Genomic DNA, 17,959 nt, shown 5'->3' with positions numbered 1-17,959 from the left:
GAGTCAGCTTGGGGTAAGGTCGGGACGGTGACTCTAACCTGTGATGGCAATTTGATCCCAGGCTTGAATCACTTGTCGCAATGCCGATGGTAACTGATCCTGCGTGATGTCAGCGTATCGCGTGGTACTGGCGCGGCCGGTGAGGGTTACCGTAAAACCATCTGCCCCTTGAGCGGTTGCATAGTCAAGGCGATCGAGGCTACCAAAGCGCACATCTTCCAGGAGTTGTTCAAATTCAGCAATTTGTCGTTGGGATACCCGGTTGATTTCAATCTGAGTGAAGCTACCGCGATCGTTGATGATTTGCACCACCCGGCCATCCCTGAGCAAGCGGATTTCGTTGACTGAACCGCCAATTCCACCCTGCTGAATCGATCGAAATACAACATTTTGGCTGGGAACGGCGGGCAATGCATCCTCGCGGATCAATTGGGGGACGAGAGTTTGGCTCCTGATACTGGCCGTTTCGTTGAGGCGAATGTCATTTCCATTGCCGTCCGTATGGTAGATCCAACTTCCCTGGCTGCTGGATACCACCACCTGCCAGCCAGAAATCGCAATCAGGGTGCAGGCTCCATCCCCTGGATCAAGCCCCAAACAGCCATTCCAGACCCGAGGTTGGGCTTCGCTGATGCGCAGGCGGGAGGTCGAAATGCCGGTGTCGGCGGCGGCCACCCGCAGGATGCGATCGCTCAGCGCACGGGGTAACTCATCGGAAATCGGTTCATCGCCAACAATTTGATCTCCCTCCAGGCGAATATTCTGCCCGCTCAGATCGGTGCGATAGATCCAGCAGTGAGAACCGTCAGAAACTTGCACACGCCAACCGGACACCAGGGCCTGGGTGCAAAACTCATTTGACCCTGCCAACCCCAGGCAACCATCGGGCCAGGTATGGCGTTCATAGCGAGAAATCCTGACAAACTGAGGCGATAACCCAGTCCGTTGGATCACATCTTGGCGAACCCGATCGCCAACCTGACGGGGCAATCGCTGGGTTGGAACTGGATTGCGAGGTCGGTATTGCGCAAGTTGGAACTGCACCGATGGGGCAGGGGCAGTGGGAAGGGAGGCATCCGCAGCCTGGGACAACGGTGACTGTAGTGGGCTGCCCAGGGTGAAAAGCATTGTCCCTGCGGCGATCGATACCGTCCGACGAGGGAACACTCTCAGTTTTTTCAAGGTAGAAAGGGCCGTTGATTGGGGGAACACAGTATCCATAGGTAGATTCAAAGTCCGACGAACCATAACTCCATCCTAGTGAGGCGAGATTGCGTATTGATGCAGATTGTTCAGCTAGATTCATACTCTCTCAGGAGAGCGTGCGCCAGCAATGCCGATCGAATCCGATCAGAGGGACTGAAATTCAAATCTAAAGATCTAAATCTGGAGATTTTGACGCAAATGGCGGAAATAAGTGCCCTGAGGTGTGAACTGAGCACCCATTGATCAGGTTCGATTCAGGCGAGTCAAAAAATGACCCAGCCTCAAAGAGTAGACTGAGTCGATCGAGGTTTGGGGGATGGGGAAAAACAACGTGCCCGGCAGGGGCAACTGCTATGCGCCCAGTAACATGCATGCAGTTTAAGAAGCTGGGAGCAAACTGCGATCAATTGCTGCGATCAATTGCTGTGATCAATTGCAATAGACGGCTTCTTCGGTTGGTAGATCCAGCATCGGCAATTAGTAAAGCGTGTCTAGCCGCATCAGGGTATGCAGCAGGGCATCGGCTCCCTGGGTGCATTGTTCGGGGGAGGTATATTCTTGTCCCGAATGGCTGAGTCCGTTTTGGCTGGGAACAAAGATCATGCCCATGTCGGTGAACCGACCCATTTCCATGGCATCGTGTCCGGCCCGGCTGGGCATTGAGCAATGGCTAAGTCCTAGCTCCTGACAGACTTCGGCGATCGTCTGTTGGATCAGATGGGCCGCTGGCGTGGGTTCTACACAGAGTCCGATCGCCTGATCGATGTGGGTATGGGTGGAGAAGGCGATCGTCTTCAGTTCCTGATCCAAGCGATCCACCATCTCGTCCAGACACTGGTTCGAGAGATCCCGCATATCCACTTCCAGTTCCACCGTTCCCGGCACAATATTCACCGCATTCGGCGCAACCTTGAGATAGCCCACCGTGGCAACAGGCTGACTGGGTAAGCTGAGGGCAATCTCCCGTACGGCCAGTACGACCTGAGCGGCTGCCACCAACGCATCCTGGCGCATGTTCATTGGCGTGGTTCCGGCATGGTTAGGTTGTCCGGTAATGGTGATGGATCGACGGCACATGCCCACAACCCCCTGAACCACACCGATCGCCTTGCCAGACTGTTCCAGCACTGCACCCTGCTCCACATGCAGTTCCACAAAGGCCGCTATATCTTGCCGGGTTCGTTTTGCCGTTGCCAGATTTTCCCAACTGCCGCCGATCGTTTCCAGATGGGCTTGGATTGAGCCGCCAATTTTCGGTTGATACTTTTCAGGTTGATCAAACAACACCGTTCCAGCAATTGCCTGACAACCAATCATGCTGCTCTCTTCATCGGTAAAGACAATCACTTCGATCGGATGGGTCAACTGCTGCTGGGCATCCCGTAACGTCCGGACGGCTTCAATCCCCGCCAACACGCCGAGAACCCCATCGTAGGGGCCACCAGATGGAACGGTGTCAATGTGGGAGCCAGTTGCCAAGACGGGCAGGCTGTCTATCTTGCCGGGATATCGCCCAATCAGGTTGCCAGCAGCATCCGTGCGCACCGTCATTCCGGCTTCCATCATCCACTGCTGCACCAGGTAACGGGCTTGCAAATCCTCTGGGGTGAAGGCTAGACGGCAAATATCTCCATTGTCGCGGCGACCAACCTTGGCCAATCGATCGATGTTGGCATTCAGCCGATCGCCATTTACCGCCAACCGAGTTAGAACAGCCATGAGAACCCCCCTTTTGATTAAGTGAACAGTTTTGTGCCTATCTGAAAACTCACTAGGAGTTTTTGGCATCCAAACCCCCCAACGGGTTTTCAAATAGGTTGTTTGTAACGATCTGGTTTTAAACGCTGGGACGATCGCTCAGCCCCTCACCCGCCAGAAAAACCTGGTACACCGGAAAAATTGCAAACGGTATCGCAGTGCATGGAAACCGGAAGTGGAATCTGTCAGTGTTGACTTGAACCTGAAAGCGCACCAATGTATACTGTATACATTGAAAAGGGCGATCGTTGTATCGCGGGTCACAGTTTCCTTTCCTCCCAGTCTGCCCAAATCCCATTCCCAGCAAAACGCAACGGGTGAGACGAAGCAGAAAAGCCTCTGAAGGGACAGCAGTGTACCTGCTCAGACGGACGAGGAGTCATCTTCTACAGCATTTCATTTAAGTTTAGTTAATTTTTGACCCAAATTATCAACCTGAAGTTAATAAGTCAGGACGATCGAATTAAATCTCGAATAGATCTCAATCCATCACGTTCCATCTCTAAATTGATCCCATCAACAAATTGATCCCATTAACCCGACTGTGTCGCTGATAAAGGAGGAGACGCATTGACCTTATCCCTGCCATCTGTGCAGCGCAGTAAATCGTTGTACGAACAAACCTATCAGGCGTTACGAACCAGCATTTTATCGGGGGAACTGCTGCCCGGAGAGCGTTTGGTCGAAACCCAGCTCGCGGAACAGCTTCAGGTGAGTCGTACCCCAATTCGGGAGGCCATGCGGCAACTCCAGCGAGACAACCTGGTGACAACTGATAGGGGCGGTGGATTGCGCGTCACCATCATTTCCGTTGCGGATGCCATGCAGCTTTATGACTGTCGGATTGCCCTGGAAAAGCTGTCAGTACAGGAAGCGTGCCAGAATGCAACGGCAGGGCAGCTTGAAACTTTGGAAAGTTTAGTGATTCAGGCGGAACAACTGATGGAGCAGCCTGAGCTGAGGGCAGACAGCATCCGGATGCTGGAAATTGACTACAAGTTTCATCAATTCATTGCTGAGAGTTCGGGCAACCGTTGGTTGAGCACATTTTTAGATCAAGTGTTCGACAAAATGTCCATGCTGCGGGTACAAACCACACGCCATAATCCCAGAGTCCTGGAAATACGGAGTGAACATCGGCAGATTTTTGAATCGATCGCCCAGCGAGATAGCGATCGGGCCATTCAGTCCATCCAGGATCATCTCGTCGCCAGCAAAGCCAGGGTGGTTCAAGAGGTCGAAAGCCTGCAATCCGAAGCAGCAGAATAAGTGCTTTCCCTTCCCGATCCCGATTACCCATTACCCATTACCCATTGAGGAGTCAACACCATGCATCGTGTCTTCATCTGCGGTTCTGCCCTGCGCGGACAACCCGACAACCAGAATCTTCAAGGAGCAAAGTTTCTCCAGGAAACGAAAACTAAACCGATCTATCGCCTCCATGCGGCCGAGAATGGCTGGCATCCGGCCATTTACCAGCTTGGTGAGGGTGGAATCTCCATTCCCGGAGAAATTTATGAAATGTCTCCCGCACAGTTTGAGTATTTGGCGACGAATGAACCTCCTCATATGTATCCTGCTGATGTGATCCTGGAGGATGATACGACTGCGATCGCATTTCTCTATCCAAAAGAGTTGATCGAACAATATAACTGGCCAGATGTTTCCGAGCATGGCGGCTGGCTGGCTTATAAGCGATCGATTGCAGCTTCTACGGTTTAAGGATCTACGGTTTAAGGATCTACGGTTTAAGGATCGTAGATTCAATCACTGCCATGATTCTGCTTCGTTGACTAGGCGGGCAAGACTTCGGCTTGAGCTCAGGTCAAAAGCTCAGTCGAAACGCTGCCCACCCCACAAGAATTTTAGATGGTTAAATTCCCATGGCTAAACTGACAGGCAAACCTTGGGTGATAGTCTGCCCACCCAGCGATCGCCAATGATCGTCAAGCAGGGTACCCCGATCGCACAGAGGCAATTCAACTCAATTTGACCAGAACAGTTAAATAATTTTGGTTCTGTACTGCAAACTGTTCTGCTGTTTTTCGGGGTTAATTGCCCCTGTCCGTCTGGAGCTTCCTCTGCCACCATAGGGCTATGGAAAACAGCACCTCCCTTAAACCCACTCTGCTCTACGAACAGGTTGCGCACCAAATTGCCGCCCTGATTCAGCGAGGTACGCTACGCTCGGGCGATCGCATCCCCTCGGTTCGGCAGCTCCGGTCTGACCTGGGCGTGAGTATGTCTACCGTTCTGGAAGCCTATCGACTGCTGGAAAGTGAAGGATGGGTAGAAGCCCGTCCCCAGTCAGGATACTATGTGCGATCGACTGCTCCGATCCTTCCCCCAGAACCCTCTATTTCCGCCCCTGCGCCGGTGGTGATGGATGTGGGAATCAGTACGCTGCTCCTGGAGGTGCTGGCTACGGCCCGTCGTCCGGGGGTTGTCTCGCTGGGAATTTCAGAAACCAGTCCCGCCCTCCTGCCCACACTGCGCCTGAATCAGTTCTTATCCAAAGTGGCTCGCCATGCGGATATCAGCACCAACTGTTATGACTTTCCGCCAGGGAATGAGTTTTTGCGACGACGAATTGCCAAGCGATCGTTGAACTGGGGGGGCAGTCTCAGTGCGGAGGATATTGTCACAACCTGGGGCTGCATGGAATCCATTAATCTATGCCTGCGAGCTGTGGCCAAACCAGGAGATACGATCGCGGTAGAATCACCCGTTTCCTACGCTTTCTTACAATCCTTTGAAAGTTTGGGCATGAAGGTGTTGGAGATTCCGACCCATCCTAGGGACGGGATTAGCCTGGAGGCATTGGAGGCAGCGATTCAAACCCACGACATTAAGGCCGTGCTGATTATTCCTACCTTTAGCAATCCGATCGGTAGCTGTATGCCGGAAGACAACAAACGGCAACTGGTGGAAATGCTGACCCAGGTACAGATCCCCCTGATCGAAGATGATGCCTTGGGCGAACTGTACTTTGGGGATCATCGCCCCAAACCGGCCAAAGCCTTTGATACTGAAGGCATGGTCATGCTGTGTTCTTCCTTCTCTAAGGATCTGGCTCCGGGCTATCGCGTCGGCTGGACGGCTCCGGGTCGCTTCCGAACGCAGGTGGAATATATGAAACATCTCAGTACGATCGCCAACTGTACCCTACCCCAACTGGCCGTTGCCGAATTTTTGCAAAGTGGCAGCTACGATCGCCACCTGAGACGATTACGCAAAGCGCTGGCGATTCAAGTCCAGCAAATGTTCCACGCGATCGGTGAGTTCTTTCCAGAGGGGACAAAAGTGACTCGACCTACCGGCGGGATGATCCTGTGGGTGGAGTTGCCCAAAACTGTAGATGCATTGCAACTGTACCGTCAGGCTGTCCAGCACAACATCAGCATCATGCCGGGTCATCTATTTTCCATGACCACCCAGTATCAGCACTGCATTCGGATTAACTGTGGCTATCCCTGGTCAAGCGAAATTGAGCAGGCATTGGCGATTTTAGGACAGTTGGCCAAACAGCAGGGGTTGTGAGATTTATTTCAATAGTTTCAATAGTTTCAGTGCGTCTTCATGGACTGTAATGGCTCAACTTGAAAGAGCATTACCCCAGACACAAATCCCAGAATCAACCCTGATGCGTGGCCCACCAAACTCACCTGGGGCGTAAAAATATCGGAAAGTACCTGCAACACCACGATCAACACCACCAGTCGCAGTCGTTTGGCCGCAATCTTGCCTTTTCGCGCCGCCAGCCCTTGAGCAAAATTGCAGCCATTACTCCCAGCAATCCCATAATTGCCCCTGACGCACCGACTCCAATTAGATCGGGGACATTGGCTAAAATCCCCAGAATCGTAATCGCTACCATTGAACCGATGCCACTGAAAAAATAGCAGAGGAGAAACTTGCCGATGCCCAGCGTCCGTTCCACAAAACCACCCAGAATCCATAGCCCCAACATATTTGCCAGTAAATGCACCACGCCATAGTGCAAAAAGGTTGCCGCAATCAGCCGCCACCATTCTCCGGCTAACACATCTTCGGGAACCAAAGCTCCCATCCGATACAGCGTATCTAGATTTTCACTTCCCCCCAGGGCAATTTCCAGTCCAAAAACCACCAGATTCAGGCCAATCAGGGCATAGGTGGCATAGGGTTTGGGGCTAGCTCCCGTCATGTGCCCACCGTAGCGGGTTTCCTGCTGAATTGTGGTTTCCAGTTGGGCTAGAATTTGCCGGGAGAGCGGGGTTAATTCTCGGCGCGGATTGGGTAGGGGATGGGTCAATCGCCACTCGATCGCATTGCGGGTAGCTGGTTCACACCGATGCTGTAAGGTCTGCAATTGTTCACGGGCTGCTTCATGGCCAGCGGCCAGTTCGGCCGTAGCGATCCAGAATTGGCGCACGTCGCGGGAATAGATGCCCAGTGAGCTACTGTGAAAAAACTGCCGCACCTGATCCGGATGCCCTGAAAAAGCGAAGGCAATCATCCGCACCAGATTGAGGCTAATGCCATCATTGCTTTTTTCCAGACGATGCTCAAACTGTTCCAGACCCTGAATCAACCCATTTAAGTCTCCCGTTTCTCCCAGCGATCGCAGGTAGTACATTCCCAGTACCGCATCCTGCACGATTAATTCCTCAGACCAGTTTCGCCGGATCCAGAATAACAACTCATCCCAGCGGGCCCCCAGGCGATAGAGGAGGGCGGTGGCAATGCGGCCGGTTGGTCTCGAAGAAGCCCCATAGTGATTAAGAATTGTTTCAGCTTCTGCCATTCTGCCCTGCTGGCCCAACTCCAACCCCCGCAGAATGTCGGGATATTCCCACCAACCATCCGCCGGATGCAGCCACCGCAATCCCAGAGAAAGTCGCCGTGCTGCCTGATATCGCTCTTGATAAAACAGCCGATTGACCTGGGTAAACCCCAGCAAGGGCAGTAACACCAGCAGCCCCCACAGCCCTCCACTGATCCAGCCTGCCAGATCGGGAATCAGTAAAACCGTGATGCCCAAAACTGCCAGGATACCGCTTGAAACCGCGATCCATCCCTGCGGCAAACGGGGTCGTCTGACCAATGAAAATACACAGGAAAACAGAACCAATTGGATCAGCAGAATATTGAAGCTCATGAGGAATCGTAAAGGGCCCACCAGCTAGCTTACTCGCTCCTGCCCCCTTTCGACATTCACCCCAAGCCCCAATTCTAAAGACGACACTTCTGCTTAATTTCCAGCACGCTGTCCCCTTCCCACGTATGATCAGGATACAGCGAAGATTAAACCGCAGTAGGAGTTATGACAACGATTTGGGAGCTAGATTTTTATTCGCGCCCGGTGCTGGATGAGAATAACAAAAAGCTCTGGGAAGTCCTGGTATGTGAAAGTCCTCTGGATGTCCAAACGCCGATCGATTCCCTGTTTCGCTATTCGGAGTTTTGTCCCAGTACAGAAGTCAATTCAGTTCGGCTCCGAGATGCCCTGAACCATGCGATCGAACAGGCTCCGAAACCGCCCGACAAGATTCGCTTCTTCCGTCGCCAGATGACCAATATGATCACCAAGGCCTGTGAGGATGCCGATATTCCTGTTTATCCCAGCCGCCGTACCCTGACGCTCGATCGATGGATTGAGCAGCGCATGGAGACGGTGTATCCTACGATGCCCAATTACCAGGAAAGCAAAAATCCATCCGTCGCCTTACCACCCCCCGCCCCCCGGCCTTTACCCGATGCCCTGGTGGGAGAAAAATGGATGTTTGCCACCCTGGAAGCATCTGTGCTGAACGAGATGCCAGAGTGGGAGATTGCCTTCAGTGAGGCCTTTCCCCTGGAGTTGGCGGATCTATCCCCTGAAACCCCGGTGCCAGGATTGATCCTGTTCTCGACGCGCGCCCTACCGATGGCGGCCTGGATGTCGGGTATTGAACTGGCTTTTCTGAAGTATATAGATAGCCCCCCACGCCTGGTATTGGAAGCTGGAGCAGATGATGCCTGGAGTTTAGCCAACCTGCCTAAATTAACTCTCCAAACCGAAGCGAAAAACTTTGAAGCAGCAAAAGCAAAGGCGAACGGTGTCCATTTTCTGGCGATTCAGTCGGATCCAAATGCAGAGTCGTTTGCTGGATTTTGGCTATTGCAAGAATTAAATCTAGCGTAAAGTACCGTAATCCCGGAAGATAATACTTAGTTTTTAGCGATCGGCCATTCACCGTCTGGTACTGGCCATTGATGATTGGTCATTTACTATTGACTCTTTTAGCGATCAGCCATTGAACAAAATGGATGAACGAGCGAGTTCTGTGCATTTTGATTGACTGGCTTGGCTCAATTGATACTGATTTTGTGTGTTCCTGTGTCTTGTTTTACTAAGCATGATTTTGACTAGCTTGATTTCGCCCCGCTTGCTGATCGCTTGCTCACTTTCCCCCGGCATGACTCACGAACCCTATGGATTTGCGTAACTCACAACAAGCAGCCCTAGCCGAGGAACTGCTGGAATTGGCAATGCGATCGGGAGCAGACGCAGCCGAGGTCTTTCAGTCGCAATCGCTTTCCCGTCCGGTCTTCTTTGAAGCCAATCGTTTAAAGCAGCTAGAAAGTTCTCAGTCGGAAGGAATTGCTTTGCGTCTCTGGCAAAATGGTCGTCCAGGATTGGCCGTAGCCTATGGCCTCATCGAAGCCCAGATCCTGGTCAATCGCGCCCTCGCCCTCAGCCAGCTTAATGAACCAGAAACGATCGAACTCTCTCCTCCCTCTCAAAAGCAGTATCCCGATTTAGGGGAATCGATCCCTGTAGAACAATTGGTGGAGTGGGGGAAGGAGGCGATCGCCTTGATCCGAGAACCCTATCCCGAAATTCTTTGTACTGCTGAGTGGGAATGTGATGCGGAAACCACCCGCCTGATCAATTCCCAGGGGCTGGACTGCGGCTACACAGATACCACCCTAAGCTGCTATCTATCGGCGGAGTGGGTGCGGGGAGATGATTTCCTCAGCGTTTCCGATGGTCAAACCCATCGGGGGAGCCTTGACCCTGTGGCCCTGCCCAGCAAATTATTCAACGGCTGGAATGGTCTCAGTCAAATGTGCCGCCTCCTGCGGGACGGGCCCCCGTCCTGTTCACTGCCAAGGCTGCGGATATGCTCTGGGATACGGTTCAGGCAGCTATGAACGGCAAGCACGTTGTCGAAAAGGCTTCTCCCTGGAGCGATCGGCTTGGTGAACCTGTGGTTTCTTCCCGCCTCACTATTGCCCAACAACCTGATATGGGCCCCTATAGCTGTCCCTTTGATGATGAAGGCACCCCTACCCAACCCATCACCTTTATAAAGGATGGTGTATTGCAGTTGTTTTATACCGATCGCACGATCGGTCGGGCCCTGGGTTGCGGTACGACGGGTAACGGATTTCGCCCCAGTTTAGGCAGTTATCCCACCCCTGGTTTGTTTAACCTGGTCGTTCAACCTGGATTCAAGCCCCTGGCTGAACTGATTGCCTCTATGGAAAGCGGAATCATTGTGGATCAAATGCTGGGCGGAGTTGCTGGCATTTCGGGAGAGTTTTCAGTCAACGTCGATCTGGGCTACCGGGTGGAGCAGGGCGAAGTGGTTGGGCGGGTGAAGGACACGATGGTGGCAGGTAGTGTGTACACCGCTCTGAAAAACCTGGTGGAGATTGGGGATGATGCTGATTGGAATGGTTCCTGCTATACCCCTTCGGTGATTGTGGAGGGGTTATCTACGACGGGCCGACGTTGAGGATAGGCATCAGGATCCAGTCCTGGATCAGTAAACCCTTGAGTCGATCGCAGGGCGAACTCAAAATCTCAAATCGATCGGCCTGACACTTACCTTATTTTGCTATACTAGCGGGGTAGTGCTGGTGTAGCTCAGTTGGTAGAGCTGCTGATTTGTAATCAGCCGGTCGCAGGTTCGAGTCCTGTCACCAGCTTCCTAGTGAAATAAGCGTTTCCCTTGTCATACATAGGGTTTGAGCATCGGTTGCTGACTGATGCTATTTTTGTGTTGAGGATTTTAGGGGTTGGTTAGGGTAGTTTGGGGCAGAAATTGAGATAAAGATTGAGATAAAAGCTGGGGGAATACTGGGTACGCTAGTACTGGTATTTCACCTAATCTCCCTCTGCCGTATGTATTCTTCTAAGTCCCGTGGAAAAGCTAGAACGGGTAGCGTCCAAATCAAAAATAGCAACAGTAGACTCCAACTGGTTTTTACCTTTCATGGAAAGCGATATTTTGTATCTACTGGCTTACGAGATAGCCCCTACAACCGTAAGCAAGCTCAGGATAAAGCCCTAGAGGTCGAACGGGATATTGCGTATGGAGAGTTTGACCCTAGCAATCTCGAAAAGTACAAAGTCCGAGCTACACTGGCGACTGTTGATGATCCAATTCCTGTCAGTTCCGCTGAAACATTGGATCTGCCTGAGATCTGGAACCGTTATAGGGAGGTGCGATCGCCCGAAAAATCAGCATCCACCATCAGGATGTACGGATGGGTAGCGAATCACATCAGCCGGTGCCCTCATAAACTGCTAACTGAAGCTCAAGCTATCTTTGACTGGCTTAGCGCCAATGTACCTAAAGATTCCACGAAGCGAGTTTTAACCCAGCTATCAGCAAGCTGTAAGTGGGCAAAGAAGTCCGGCTTAATAGATGACAATCCGTTTCAAGGAATGGCATCAGAACTGGAGTTTAGACTAATCACAGCAGAAATAGCCCAACCCCCTTATCTGGATTGAGCGAGACTGAAGATTGGGAAAAATTTAGTGGTTAAGCGGTCTTGTTCGCCACCTTCTTGGGTCTGGTGAAGCGCTTTTTGACCGTTGGATAGCGAATACGGCGGGAACGGGGTTGCCCTGGAGTCCACCCCGGTGACTTTCCGCGTGGTTTGGGCGGGGGGGCAGGTGTGCCAATCAACGCTAAAACAGAGGCAAAGGCATTTGCGGTTCGTCCCGGAGATAGCTTAGCAGATGACTTTTGCCAGGGCAGGGGGGAGTCCTGGACGTGGCAACGAGCCAACCACAACTGCCAGGTGAGCAAGGGCATCAGATCGCTCCAGCGTTCGGATTGTTCGGGCGTTGCCAACTGGGGTAACGTCCAGTGCAATCGTTGCTTAGCGAAGCGATACCAGTGGTCAATGGCAAAGCGACGGAAATACTGTTGCCACACCGTCTCTAAGTCGGGTGGTGCTTGTCCCACCCAAATTAGCCACAAAGGTTTGGCGGGGTGGAGGGCAGAGTCATGGAGGCGTTGCAGTTGAATTAACCAGATCGTCTGGTTGGCAACGCGTCGCAGTCGCATTGATGACCACATCCGCACGTGTAATCGTCCCCACCGGGACTCTTCTACCTGGAGTTCGGCATCAGATGACCACCAGGTGGTGGCATCGTTAAGTTTGAACTTCTCCCCATACTGCCGAGGACGACCCGTTCCGCTATAAACAGGCGGTGGTCCATACAGTACTCGATTGGAACGCAACCGAATCAACTTGTCACAAGCAATATCCGCCGTACCATTGAGGAATGGGGCACAGCCATATTCGGCATCCCACAAAGATAAGGGACGAACCTGGAACTGCTCACACACCTGACGCAATTGCACTATTGCCTTGCTAATGGGGCTCTCTGCGCTAGTGATGCGTTCATGCAGCAACGGTAATGCCCAACTGCCCTGCTCCTCTGGAATCCACGCAATCGTACTATATCCTTGTCCCAACGTCACCGGTTTGGCTCCACTCATCGGAGTTGCTTGATGTTCATACGTCCGTTCTCGCAGGGTTTGTGCCTGTAACCTTGACCATGCCGTGTGGTCTCCCGCTAAGACAACCCGTTCGTCCTGGGGCATTTGCTCCAGGTACAACCCCATCCACTCCAGTCGAGGCGGGTTGCTATCCTGTAGGGCTTCATACAAACTCGGCCATTGGCGTCGAAAGACAGGGGCAACCGACAGTTCGGCAAAGGAGTACACACTGCGGCTCACTAGCACGGCATCCATCAGGTCGAAGAGAGCATCCTTGCCGTTGCCAATCAGCATGTAGGATTTATGTCGAAACGCCCTCAAGCGGTCAAAATTAGTCATGGTCAATCATTATTGATGCAACATGACCATTAAGCAGCCAAACCGTCGGGTTTGGCTGCTTTTCTTTCCCAATTAGTCTAAACTCCAGTCAGAAATTAAGCTAGAAAAACCTGATGGCGAAGAGGAAGAAGAGATTAATCCTTTTACTAGGGAGGAGCGCGATCGCATCATTGCAGCCTTCCAAGCTAATCGCTACTACAAAGGATATGCCCCGCTTGTCGAGTTTTTATTTTTTACAGGATGCAGACCCTCTGAGGCTCTTGCCTTACAGTGGAAAAATGTTAAGCAACAGGTCATCACTTTCCGACGTGTTCTTATTTACGACGGTAAGAAACTGGTGATTCAGGATAAATTGAAAACCCAGGCGTTAAGAAAATTTTCCATTAATCCTCAACTTGCAGAAATTATTGCTGCAATCAAGCCGGAGAATAGTGACCCAGAATCCCTAGTATTTCCTAGTCCGAAAGGGAAGTTCATTGATTGGAGCAATTTCACTACTCGTGCTTGGGCAAAAATTCTAGCGTCACTCGCACAAGATACAGTGCTTTCCAATGGGGAAATACTGCCCGGTATTGAATACCGTAATCCTTATCAAATGCGGCATACCTTCTGTAGTCTTTGTCGAGAAGGAGATATTGCTAGTATTCAGCTTGCTAAATGGGTGGGTAATTCGGCTGAAATGATCGATCGAGTTTACGCTAAACCTGTCAATCGAATTTCAGTCCCTATTTTGTAAATTTTCTGTTCAAGAAAGTTGTATGGACATGGTATTTCTTGAGTATGGGAACTAATAATCTACTTTACTTGTAGGAGTTTATCCTCTTAACCAAGTTGGGCAATTCCACTCATCAGTCCACAATACATTATGTTTTCTATCATAGTTGTCAAATCCTAGTTTTTGCCAATACTGCTTGAGTAATTTCTGTCTGCGCTTACATTCTTGGCTAGAGGATTCTGATTTATCTGGTGGAGATGGAAAAAGGAAGACAAATTTATAGGCAACGAGGTCAAGATAGGTTACGACGGCTGGTAAAGCGAACTTGTTGCCACGCCACTCTGGTTCAATGAATACGCGATCAAGTAACAACGTAGGGGAAATTAGTACCTCTTCTAGGTCGAGTTGCTTTTGCTGATAAATCAGCCAATCAAAGGCATTGTAAACGTCTTGATCAACCGAATCAGCCCAATAAATAATTTCCTCTGGTTCAAAGCTGGTTGTTCGCCACCCCCAGATGTAGCCGATCTCTATAGAATCAGATTCTTCTGTTTCAGGATTAGTAAATTTAATTTGGATACTGCCATTGAGGTGTTGAGCTACCCTCCGAGCATCTTCATCATCGTAATCAGCATCAAGACTGACCTTGACATTCAGATGATAGTCTCCTGTGACTAGAAGTTGGCGATAGTCATCTGGAAGGCTTGGTTTTGCTGGTCGAGTTTGTCGTACTCTTGATGATTTTGGAGACATAGTGAGGTAAGCGGTATGTGAAGTAGAGTAACAATCGCCTCCATATTATTAACCACTAAATCTTGGTTTGGAGTTTAGCTACCTGTCCAGGTTTTGGAACCGCTTCAACGAGCAGTCGATGGCTGAGGGACTCTACTAAACTTTAATATCTTCATGAAATTCTGAAGATCTCTACCGAGGAGTTCAAGTTTTTGTGATTACTTGGAGTAGAAGCAATGGGTAGCCTAGACATAGTGCGCGGAATGCTGCATCAACCTAATCTCCAATAGCAACTCTTATCCATGAAACCCCTAAGCCAACTTTGCAAACCCCGTTCTAGCGTATTCGATCGCTCTCGTCGCGATGTTGTTCTCGATCTCACTGATCTGATTGAGGACAAAATAAAGCCGGGTGAGTTCTTTGCAGAGAACTACCTGACGGATGGCATGAAACGGCTTTTGAGGGAGGCGTTTCGGCGGTTCAGCAGGCAGTCTAACCAAGGCGTGTTCGTTTTGAGTCAGGCGATGGGTGGTGGCAAAACTCACAACATGGTCGTTCTTGGGCTTTTGGCGAAATATCCAGAACTGCGTGAAGCTGTAATGGGTGATCTCTACGAATCAAGAGACTTAGGAACACTCAGAGTGGTTGCCTTTACGGGGCGGGAAAGCGATGCGCCCTTGGGAGTGTGGGGGGCGATCGCCGAGCAATTGGGTAAAAAAGAAGCTTTTAAGGATTATTACTCCCCATTGGCTGCACCTGGACAGTCTGCCTGGGTGAATCTGCTCAAAGGGGAGCCGTTGCTGATCCTGTTGGACGAGTTACCACCTTATCTGGAAAATGCCGAGGCTAGGGCGATCGGTGATTCCAATTTGGCGAAGGTGACAACTACTGCCCTATCAAACCTGCTGGTTGCTGTAGGTAAGGATGAATTATCCAACGTTTGTGTCGTCATATCAGACCTGAAGGCGACTTATGAAGGAGGGAGCCAACAGATTAGCCGTACCTTGGAAAACTTTAAGGGGGAAGTGGGACGCGCTGCGTTGACCCTGGAGCCAGTGGCTCTAAATACAGATGAGGTCTACCACATCCTTAGAAAACGGCTATTTGAGGAATTGCCAGAAGAAACGGAAGTTTGGGAGATTGCCCGCGCCTATGCAGAGGCAGTCAAAAATGCTAAGCAAATGGATATCACCAACGCTTCACCTGAGAAGTTTGCGGCTCAATTGAAAGAGTCTTACCCATTCCATTTTGCGATTCGCAATCTCTATGCCCGATTCCGTGAGAATCCAGGATTTCAGCAAACGCGGGGCTTAATTCGCCTGATGCGAACAGTTGTTGCCCGTCTATTTGACCCTGAAGAGGGGCGGGCTGATCGCCTCTACATGATCCATGCCCATAACTTAGACTTGAATGATCCGGACACGCGGGGAGAGGTGATTAGTGTTAACCCCACCCTGGACAATGCCATCAGCCATGACATTGCTGCAAGTGGGCAAGCGATTGCCGAAATTATGGACTCGCATCTTGGCGGTGCGGATGCTCAGGATGCTGCAACGCTGCTTTTGGTGTCGTCATTGGCAAATGTGCCAAACGGTGTTCTAGGGCTATCTCTATCAGAGGTGGTTTCCTACCTGTGTACGCCGGGGCGAGATGTTTCTAAGCTGCCAAAGGATATTTTGGGGGTTCTGACGACGAAAGCCTGGTATCTACACTCGAATCGGGAAGGCAAGCTCTACTTCAAGAATATCCAGAATTTGGTAGCCAAGCTGAAGACGACGGCTGAGGGGTATAACCGTGAGTCTTCACTGAAGCAGCTTAGAACGTTTTTGGAAGGGACCTTTAAGCCCCTCTCGTTGAAGGATTGCTATCAGGAGGTGCTGGTCTTCCCGGCGATCGACGAAATTCAGATCAAATCAGACAAGGTTACGTTGGTCATTTGTGAACCCGACACTGGAAGCAGCTTATCGGATGACCTGCTGAACTTCTATAACGACCTGGACTACAAGAACCGCATCCTGTTCCTCTCTGGCTCTCGAAATACGATGGAATCGCTGCTGGAGAATGCGGCTGAGTTGAAGGCGATTACTGCCATCATCGGAGAAATGGAAACTGAGAAAGTGCCAGATAACGATCCTCAGTTAGTGGCTGCCAGGGATATTCGAGATAACGTCCAGCTTCGGCTACTGAGTGCCATGCGGGAAACCTTTACAACATTGACTTACCCATCTGCCCCTGGATTGCTCACAGCCGATTTCTTAATGAACTACACGGATAACGATTACAACGGCGAGAAGCAGATCCGGGAGACGCTGAAAGCGAAGCAGAAATTTACGGAAGATGTTGCTAGCGATTCGTTCCGGAAAAAGTGCGAGGCTCGTCTGTTTACCCAGAAGCAAATGCCTTGGACGGAGGTAAAGAAACGGGCGGCTATGAATCCTCAGTGGCAATGGCACCACCCCACTGCGTTAGAGGATCTGAGATCGAGCTTGTTGCTTAAGGATCAATGGCGCGAGGAGGGGGGCTATGTGGAAAAGCCACCATTCCCAAAACCCGACACCGATATTCGTTGGTATGAGTCTCAGCGAGATGACGAAACCGGAGAGGTGACGCTAAAACTGACGGCTGTGCATGGCGACCTGATCTATTACGAAGTGGGTGCCCCAGCGACGATGGACTCGCAGCAGGTGCCCGACCCTAAAAATTTCAAGACTCAGGGATTAGAGGTTTCCTTCTTGTGTGTTGACTCTCAAGGGGAACACCAGAGCGGGGGGCAACGAACTTGGCGAAATCGAATTACCTTAAAGTCGGTCTGTTATCAGGATGGTGGAGACAAGATGGTGGAGTTACAGGCGGCTCCAACTGCCCCCATTCGCTATACGTTGGATGGGTCTGATCCTAAAATTTCAGGGATCAGCTACGATGCACCATTTGTCGTAGAGCCAGGAACCGTCTGTGTCTTGGCTGTGGCGGAGAAGGATGGTGTTACTTCAGAGCAGCACCGTCGGGATATTAAGTGGGATGCCCCTGGTAAAACGACGGTGGAGATCAATCCAGAAGAGCCAGCCGTTTGGAGGCGATCGCACCACCCCAGCACAACGAAAGATTCCTATGAATTTTTGGCACGGTTAAAGAAGTTTCAGGCTGAGGCTGAGGGGGTACGAGTCACGATTAGTGGGCAGAACTGGTTGGAACTATCGGTGGACGATCGCCTGAAATTGGATGGGGAGAAGTTGGAAGGCACAATCAACCATTTGCGAGGGCTGCTATCGGAGGGCGAAGTCGAGATCGAAGCTGAATCACTAGAATTCTTAAATGGGCAACTGCTGTTGGATTGGGTAGCAGAGGTCAAAACTGAAATCAAATCTGATGAAGTGAAGCAATAAAACCAGGTGAAGCTCGATATGATAGTCATTACCTGAGCCACTTCAGTTCGTTTGTACCA

12 protein-coding genes, 1 tRNA gene and 1 pseudogene are annotated in these 17,959 nt (G+C 51.0%); 9 read left to right on the top strand and 5 right to left on the bottom strand.

Annotation, left to right across the window (positions count from 1 at the left end; translation table 11 throughout):
• Window positions 1-33: 33 nt before the first annotated feature.
• Window positions 34-1,248: a hypothetical protein gene (locus tag ACM1PF_RS19685; protein ID WP_416666347.1), complete on the bottom strand. Its 1,215-nt coding sequence runs from the start codon at window positions 1,246-1,248 to the stop codon at window positions 34-36.
• 435 nt (window positions 1,249-1,683) lie between these two features.
• Window positions 1,684-2,925, bottom strand: coding sequence for a Zn-dependent hydrolase (locus tag ACM1PF_RS19680; protein WP_416666346.1), 1,242 nt, complete (start codon window positions 2,923-2,925; stop codon window positions 1,684-1,686).
• A 609-nt stretch (window positions 2,926-3,534) separates the two neighbouring features.
• Between ACM1PF_RS19680 and ACM1PF_RS19675 the strand changes: the two genes are divergently transcribed.
• The 3 genes from ACM1PF_RS19675 to ACM1PF_RS19665 all read left to right on the top strand — a co-directional run bounded on the left by ACM1PF_RS19675 (window position 3,535) and on the right by ACM1PF_RS19665 (window position 6,504).
• On the top strand, window positions 3,535-4,233 hold the full coding sequence (locus ACM1PF_RS19675; protein ID WP_416666345.1) for a GntR family transcriptional regulator: 699 nt from the start codon (window positions 3,535-3,537) through the stop codon (window positions 4,231-4,233).
• Between the two features lie 60 nt (window positions 4,234-4,293).
• A complete protein-coding gene (locus tag ACM1PF_RS19670) occupies window positions 4,294-4,686 on the top strand; it encodes an allophanate hydrolase-related protein (protein ID WP_416666344.1) in 393 nt (130 codons plus the stop codon).
• 375 nt (window positions 4,687-5,061) lie between these two features.
• The gene (locus tag ACM1PF_RS19665) at window positions 5,062-6,504 is read left to right on the top strand and encodes an aminotransferase-like domain-containing protein (RefSeq protein WP_416666343.1); all 1,443 of its coding nucleotides are present in this window, start codon (window positions 5,062-5,064) and stop codon (window positions 6,502-6,504) included.
• Between the two features lie 166 nt (window positions 6,505-6,670).
• Here the strand turns inward: ACM1PF_RS19665 and ACM1PF_RS19660 are convergent, their stop codons facing one another.
• Window positions 6,671-8,104, bottom strand: a complete 1,434-nt coding sequence (locus tag ACM1PF_RS19660; protein WP_416666342.1) for a rhomboid family intramembrane serine protease — start codon at window positions 8,102-8,104, stop codon at window positions 6,671-6,673.
• Between the two features lie 165 nt (window positions 8,105-8,269).
• Here ACM1PF_RS19660 and ACM1PF_RS19655 point away from each other — a divergent pair, with 165 nt between their 5' ends.
• The 4 genes and pseudogenes from ACM1PF_RS19655 to ACM1PF_RS19640 all read left to right on the top strand — a co-directional run bounded on the left by ACM1PF_RS19655 (window position 8,270) and on the right by ACM1PF_RS19640 (window position 11,731).
• The gene (locus ACM1PF_RS19655; protein ID WP_416666341.1) at window positions 8,270-9,130 is read left to right on the top strand and encodes a Tab2/Atab2 family RNA-binding protein; all 861 of its coding nucleotides are present in this window, start codon (window positions 8,270-8,272) and stop codon (window positions 9,128-9,130) included.
• Window positions 9,131-9,420: 290 nt separating this feature from the next.
• Window positions 9,421-10,730: pseudogene (locus ACM1PF_RS19650) on the top strand (TldD/PmbA family protein).
• Between the two features lie 120 nt (window positions 10,731-10,850).
• Window positions 10,851-10,923, top strand: a tRNA-Thr gene (locus ACM1PF_RS19645).
• 196 nt (window positions 10,924-11,119) lie between these two features.
• Window positions 11,120-11,731: an Arm DNA-binding domain-containing protein gene (locus ACM1PF_RS19640; RefSeq protein ID WP_416666340.1), complete on the top strand. Its 612-nt coding sequence runs from the start codon at window positions 11,120-11,122 to the stop codon at window positions 11,729-11,731.
• Window positions 11,732-11,762: 31 nt separating this feature from the next.
• Here the strand turns inward: ACM1PF_RS19640 and ACM1PF_RS19635 are convergent, their stop codons facing one another.
• Complete coding sequence (locus ACM1PF_RS19635; RefSeq protein ID WP_416666339.1) at window positions 11,763-13,070, bottom strand: NF041680 family putative transposase; 1,308 nt, start codon at window positions 13,068-13,070, stop codon at window positions 11,763-11,765.
• A 94-nt stretch (window positions 13,071-13,164) separates the two neighbouring features.
• On the opposite strand from ACM1PF_RS19635, the gene ACM1PF_RS19630 reads away from it, so the two are divergent.
• Window positions 13,165-13,806, top strand: coding sequence for a site-specific integrase (locus ACM1PF_RS19630; protein WP_416676729.1), 642 nt, complete (start codon window positions 13,165-13,167; stop codon window positions 13,804-13,806).
• Between the two features lie 78 nt (window positions 13,807-13,884).
• On the opposite strand, the gene ACM1PF_RS19625 is transcribed toward ACM1PF_RS19630, so the two are convergent.
• Entirely contained in the window at window positions 13,885-14,538 is a 654-nt protein-coding gene (locus ACM1PF_RS19625; protein WP_416666338.1) for a hypothetical protein, read from the bottom strand.
• 281 nt (window positions 14,539-14,819) lie between these two features.
• Here ACM1PF_RS19625 and ACM1PF_RS19620 point away from each other — a divergent pair, with 281 nt between their 5' ends.
• Complete coding sequence (locus tag ACM1PF_RS19620; protein WP_416666337.1) at window positions 14,820-17,900, top strand: DUF499 domain-containing protein; 3,081 nt, start codon at window positions 14,820-14,822, stop codon at window positions 17,898-17,900.
• The last annotated feature ends 59 nt before the right edge of the window (window positions 17,901-17,959 follow it).

The organism is Egbenema bharatensis FJBBOT/2019 (genome assembly GCF_048077055.1).
Classification (GTDB): domain Bacteria; phylum Cyanobacteriota; class Cyanobacteriia; order Elainellales; family Elainellaceae; genus Egbenema; species Egbenema bharatensis.
This window is presented reverse-complemented; position numbering and strand designations above follow the sequence as displayed.

What these genes read in the sequence shown, in the direction of transcription:
- ACM1PF_RS19655 (WP_416666341.1), top strand. Translation starts at nt 8,270, where the DNA reads ATGACAACGATTTGGGAGCTAGATTTTTATTCGCGCCCGGTGCTGGAT.
- ACM1PF_RS19660 (WP_416666342.1), bottom strand. Translation starts at nt 8,104, where the DNA reads ATGAGCTTCAATATTCTGCTGATCCAATTGGTTCTGTTTTCCTGTGTA.
- ACM1PF_RS19640 (WP_416666340.1), top strand. Translation starts at nt 11,120, where the DNA reads ATGTATTCTTCTAAGTCCCGTGGAAAAGCTAGAACGGGTAGCGTCCAA.
- ACM1PF_RS19665 (WP_416666343.1), top strand. Translation starts at nt 5,062, where the DNA reads ATGGAAAACAGCACCTCCCTTAAACCCACTCTGCTCTACGAACAGGTT.
- ACM1PF_RS19620 (WP_416666337.1), top strand. Translation starts at nt 14,820, where the DNA reads ATGAAACCCCTAAGCCAACTTTGCAAACCCCGTTCTAGCGTATTCGAT.
- ACM1PF_RS19685 (WP_416666347.1), bottom strand. Translation starts at nt 1,248, where the DNA reads ATGGTTCGTCGGACTTTGAATCTACCTATGGATACTGTGTTCCCCCAA.
- ACM1PF_RS19670 (WP_416666344.1), top strand. Translation starts at nt 4,294, where the DNA reads ATGCATCGTGTCTTCATCTGCGGTTCTGCCCTGCGCGGACAACCCGAC.
- ACM1PF_RS19680 (WP_416666346.1), bottom strand. Translation starts at nt 2,925, where the DNA reads ATGGCTGTTCTAACTCGGTTGGCGGTAAATGGCGATCGGCTGAATGCC.
- ACM1PF_RS19635 (WP_416666339.1), bottom strand. Translation starts at nt 13,070, where the DNA reads ATGACTAATTTTGACCGCTTGAGGGCGTTTCGACATAAATCCTACATG.
- ACM1PF_RS19625 (WP_416666338.1), bottom strand. Translation starts at nt 14,538, where the DNA reads ATGTCTCCAAAATCATCAAGAGTACGACAAACTCGACCAGCAAAACCA.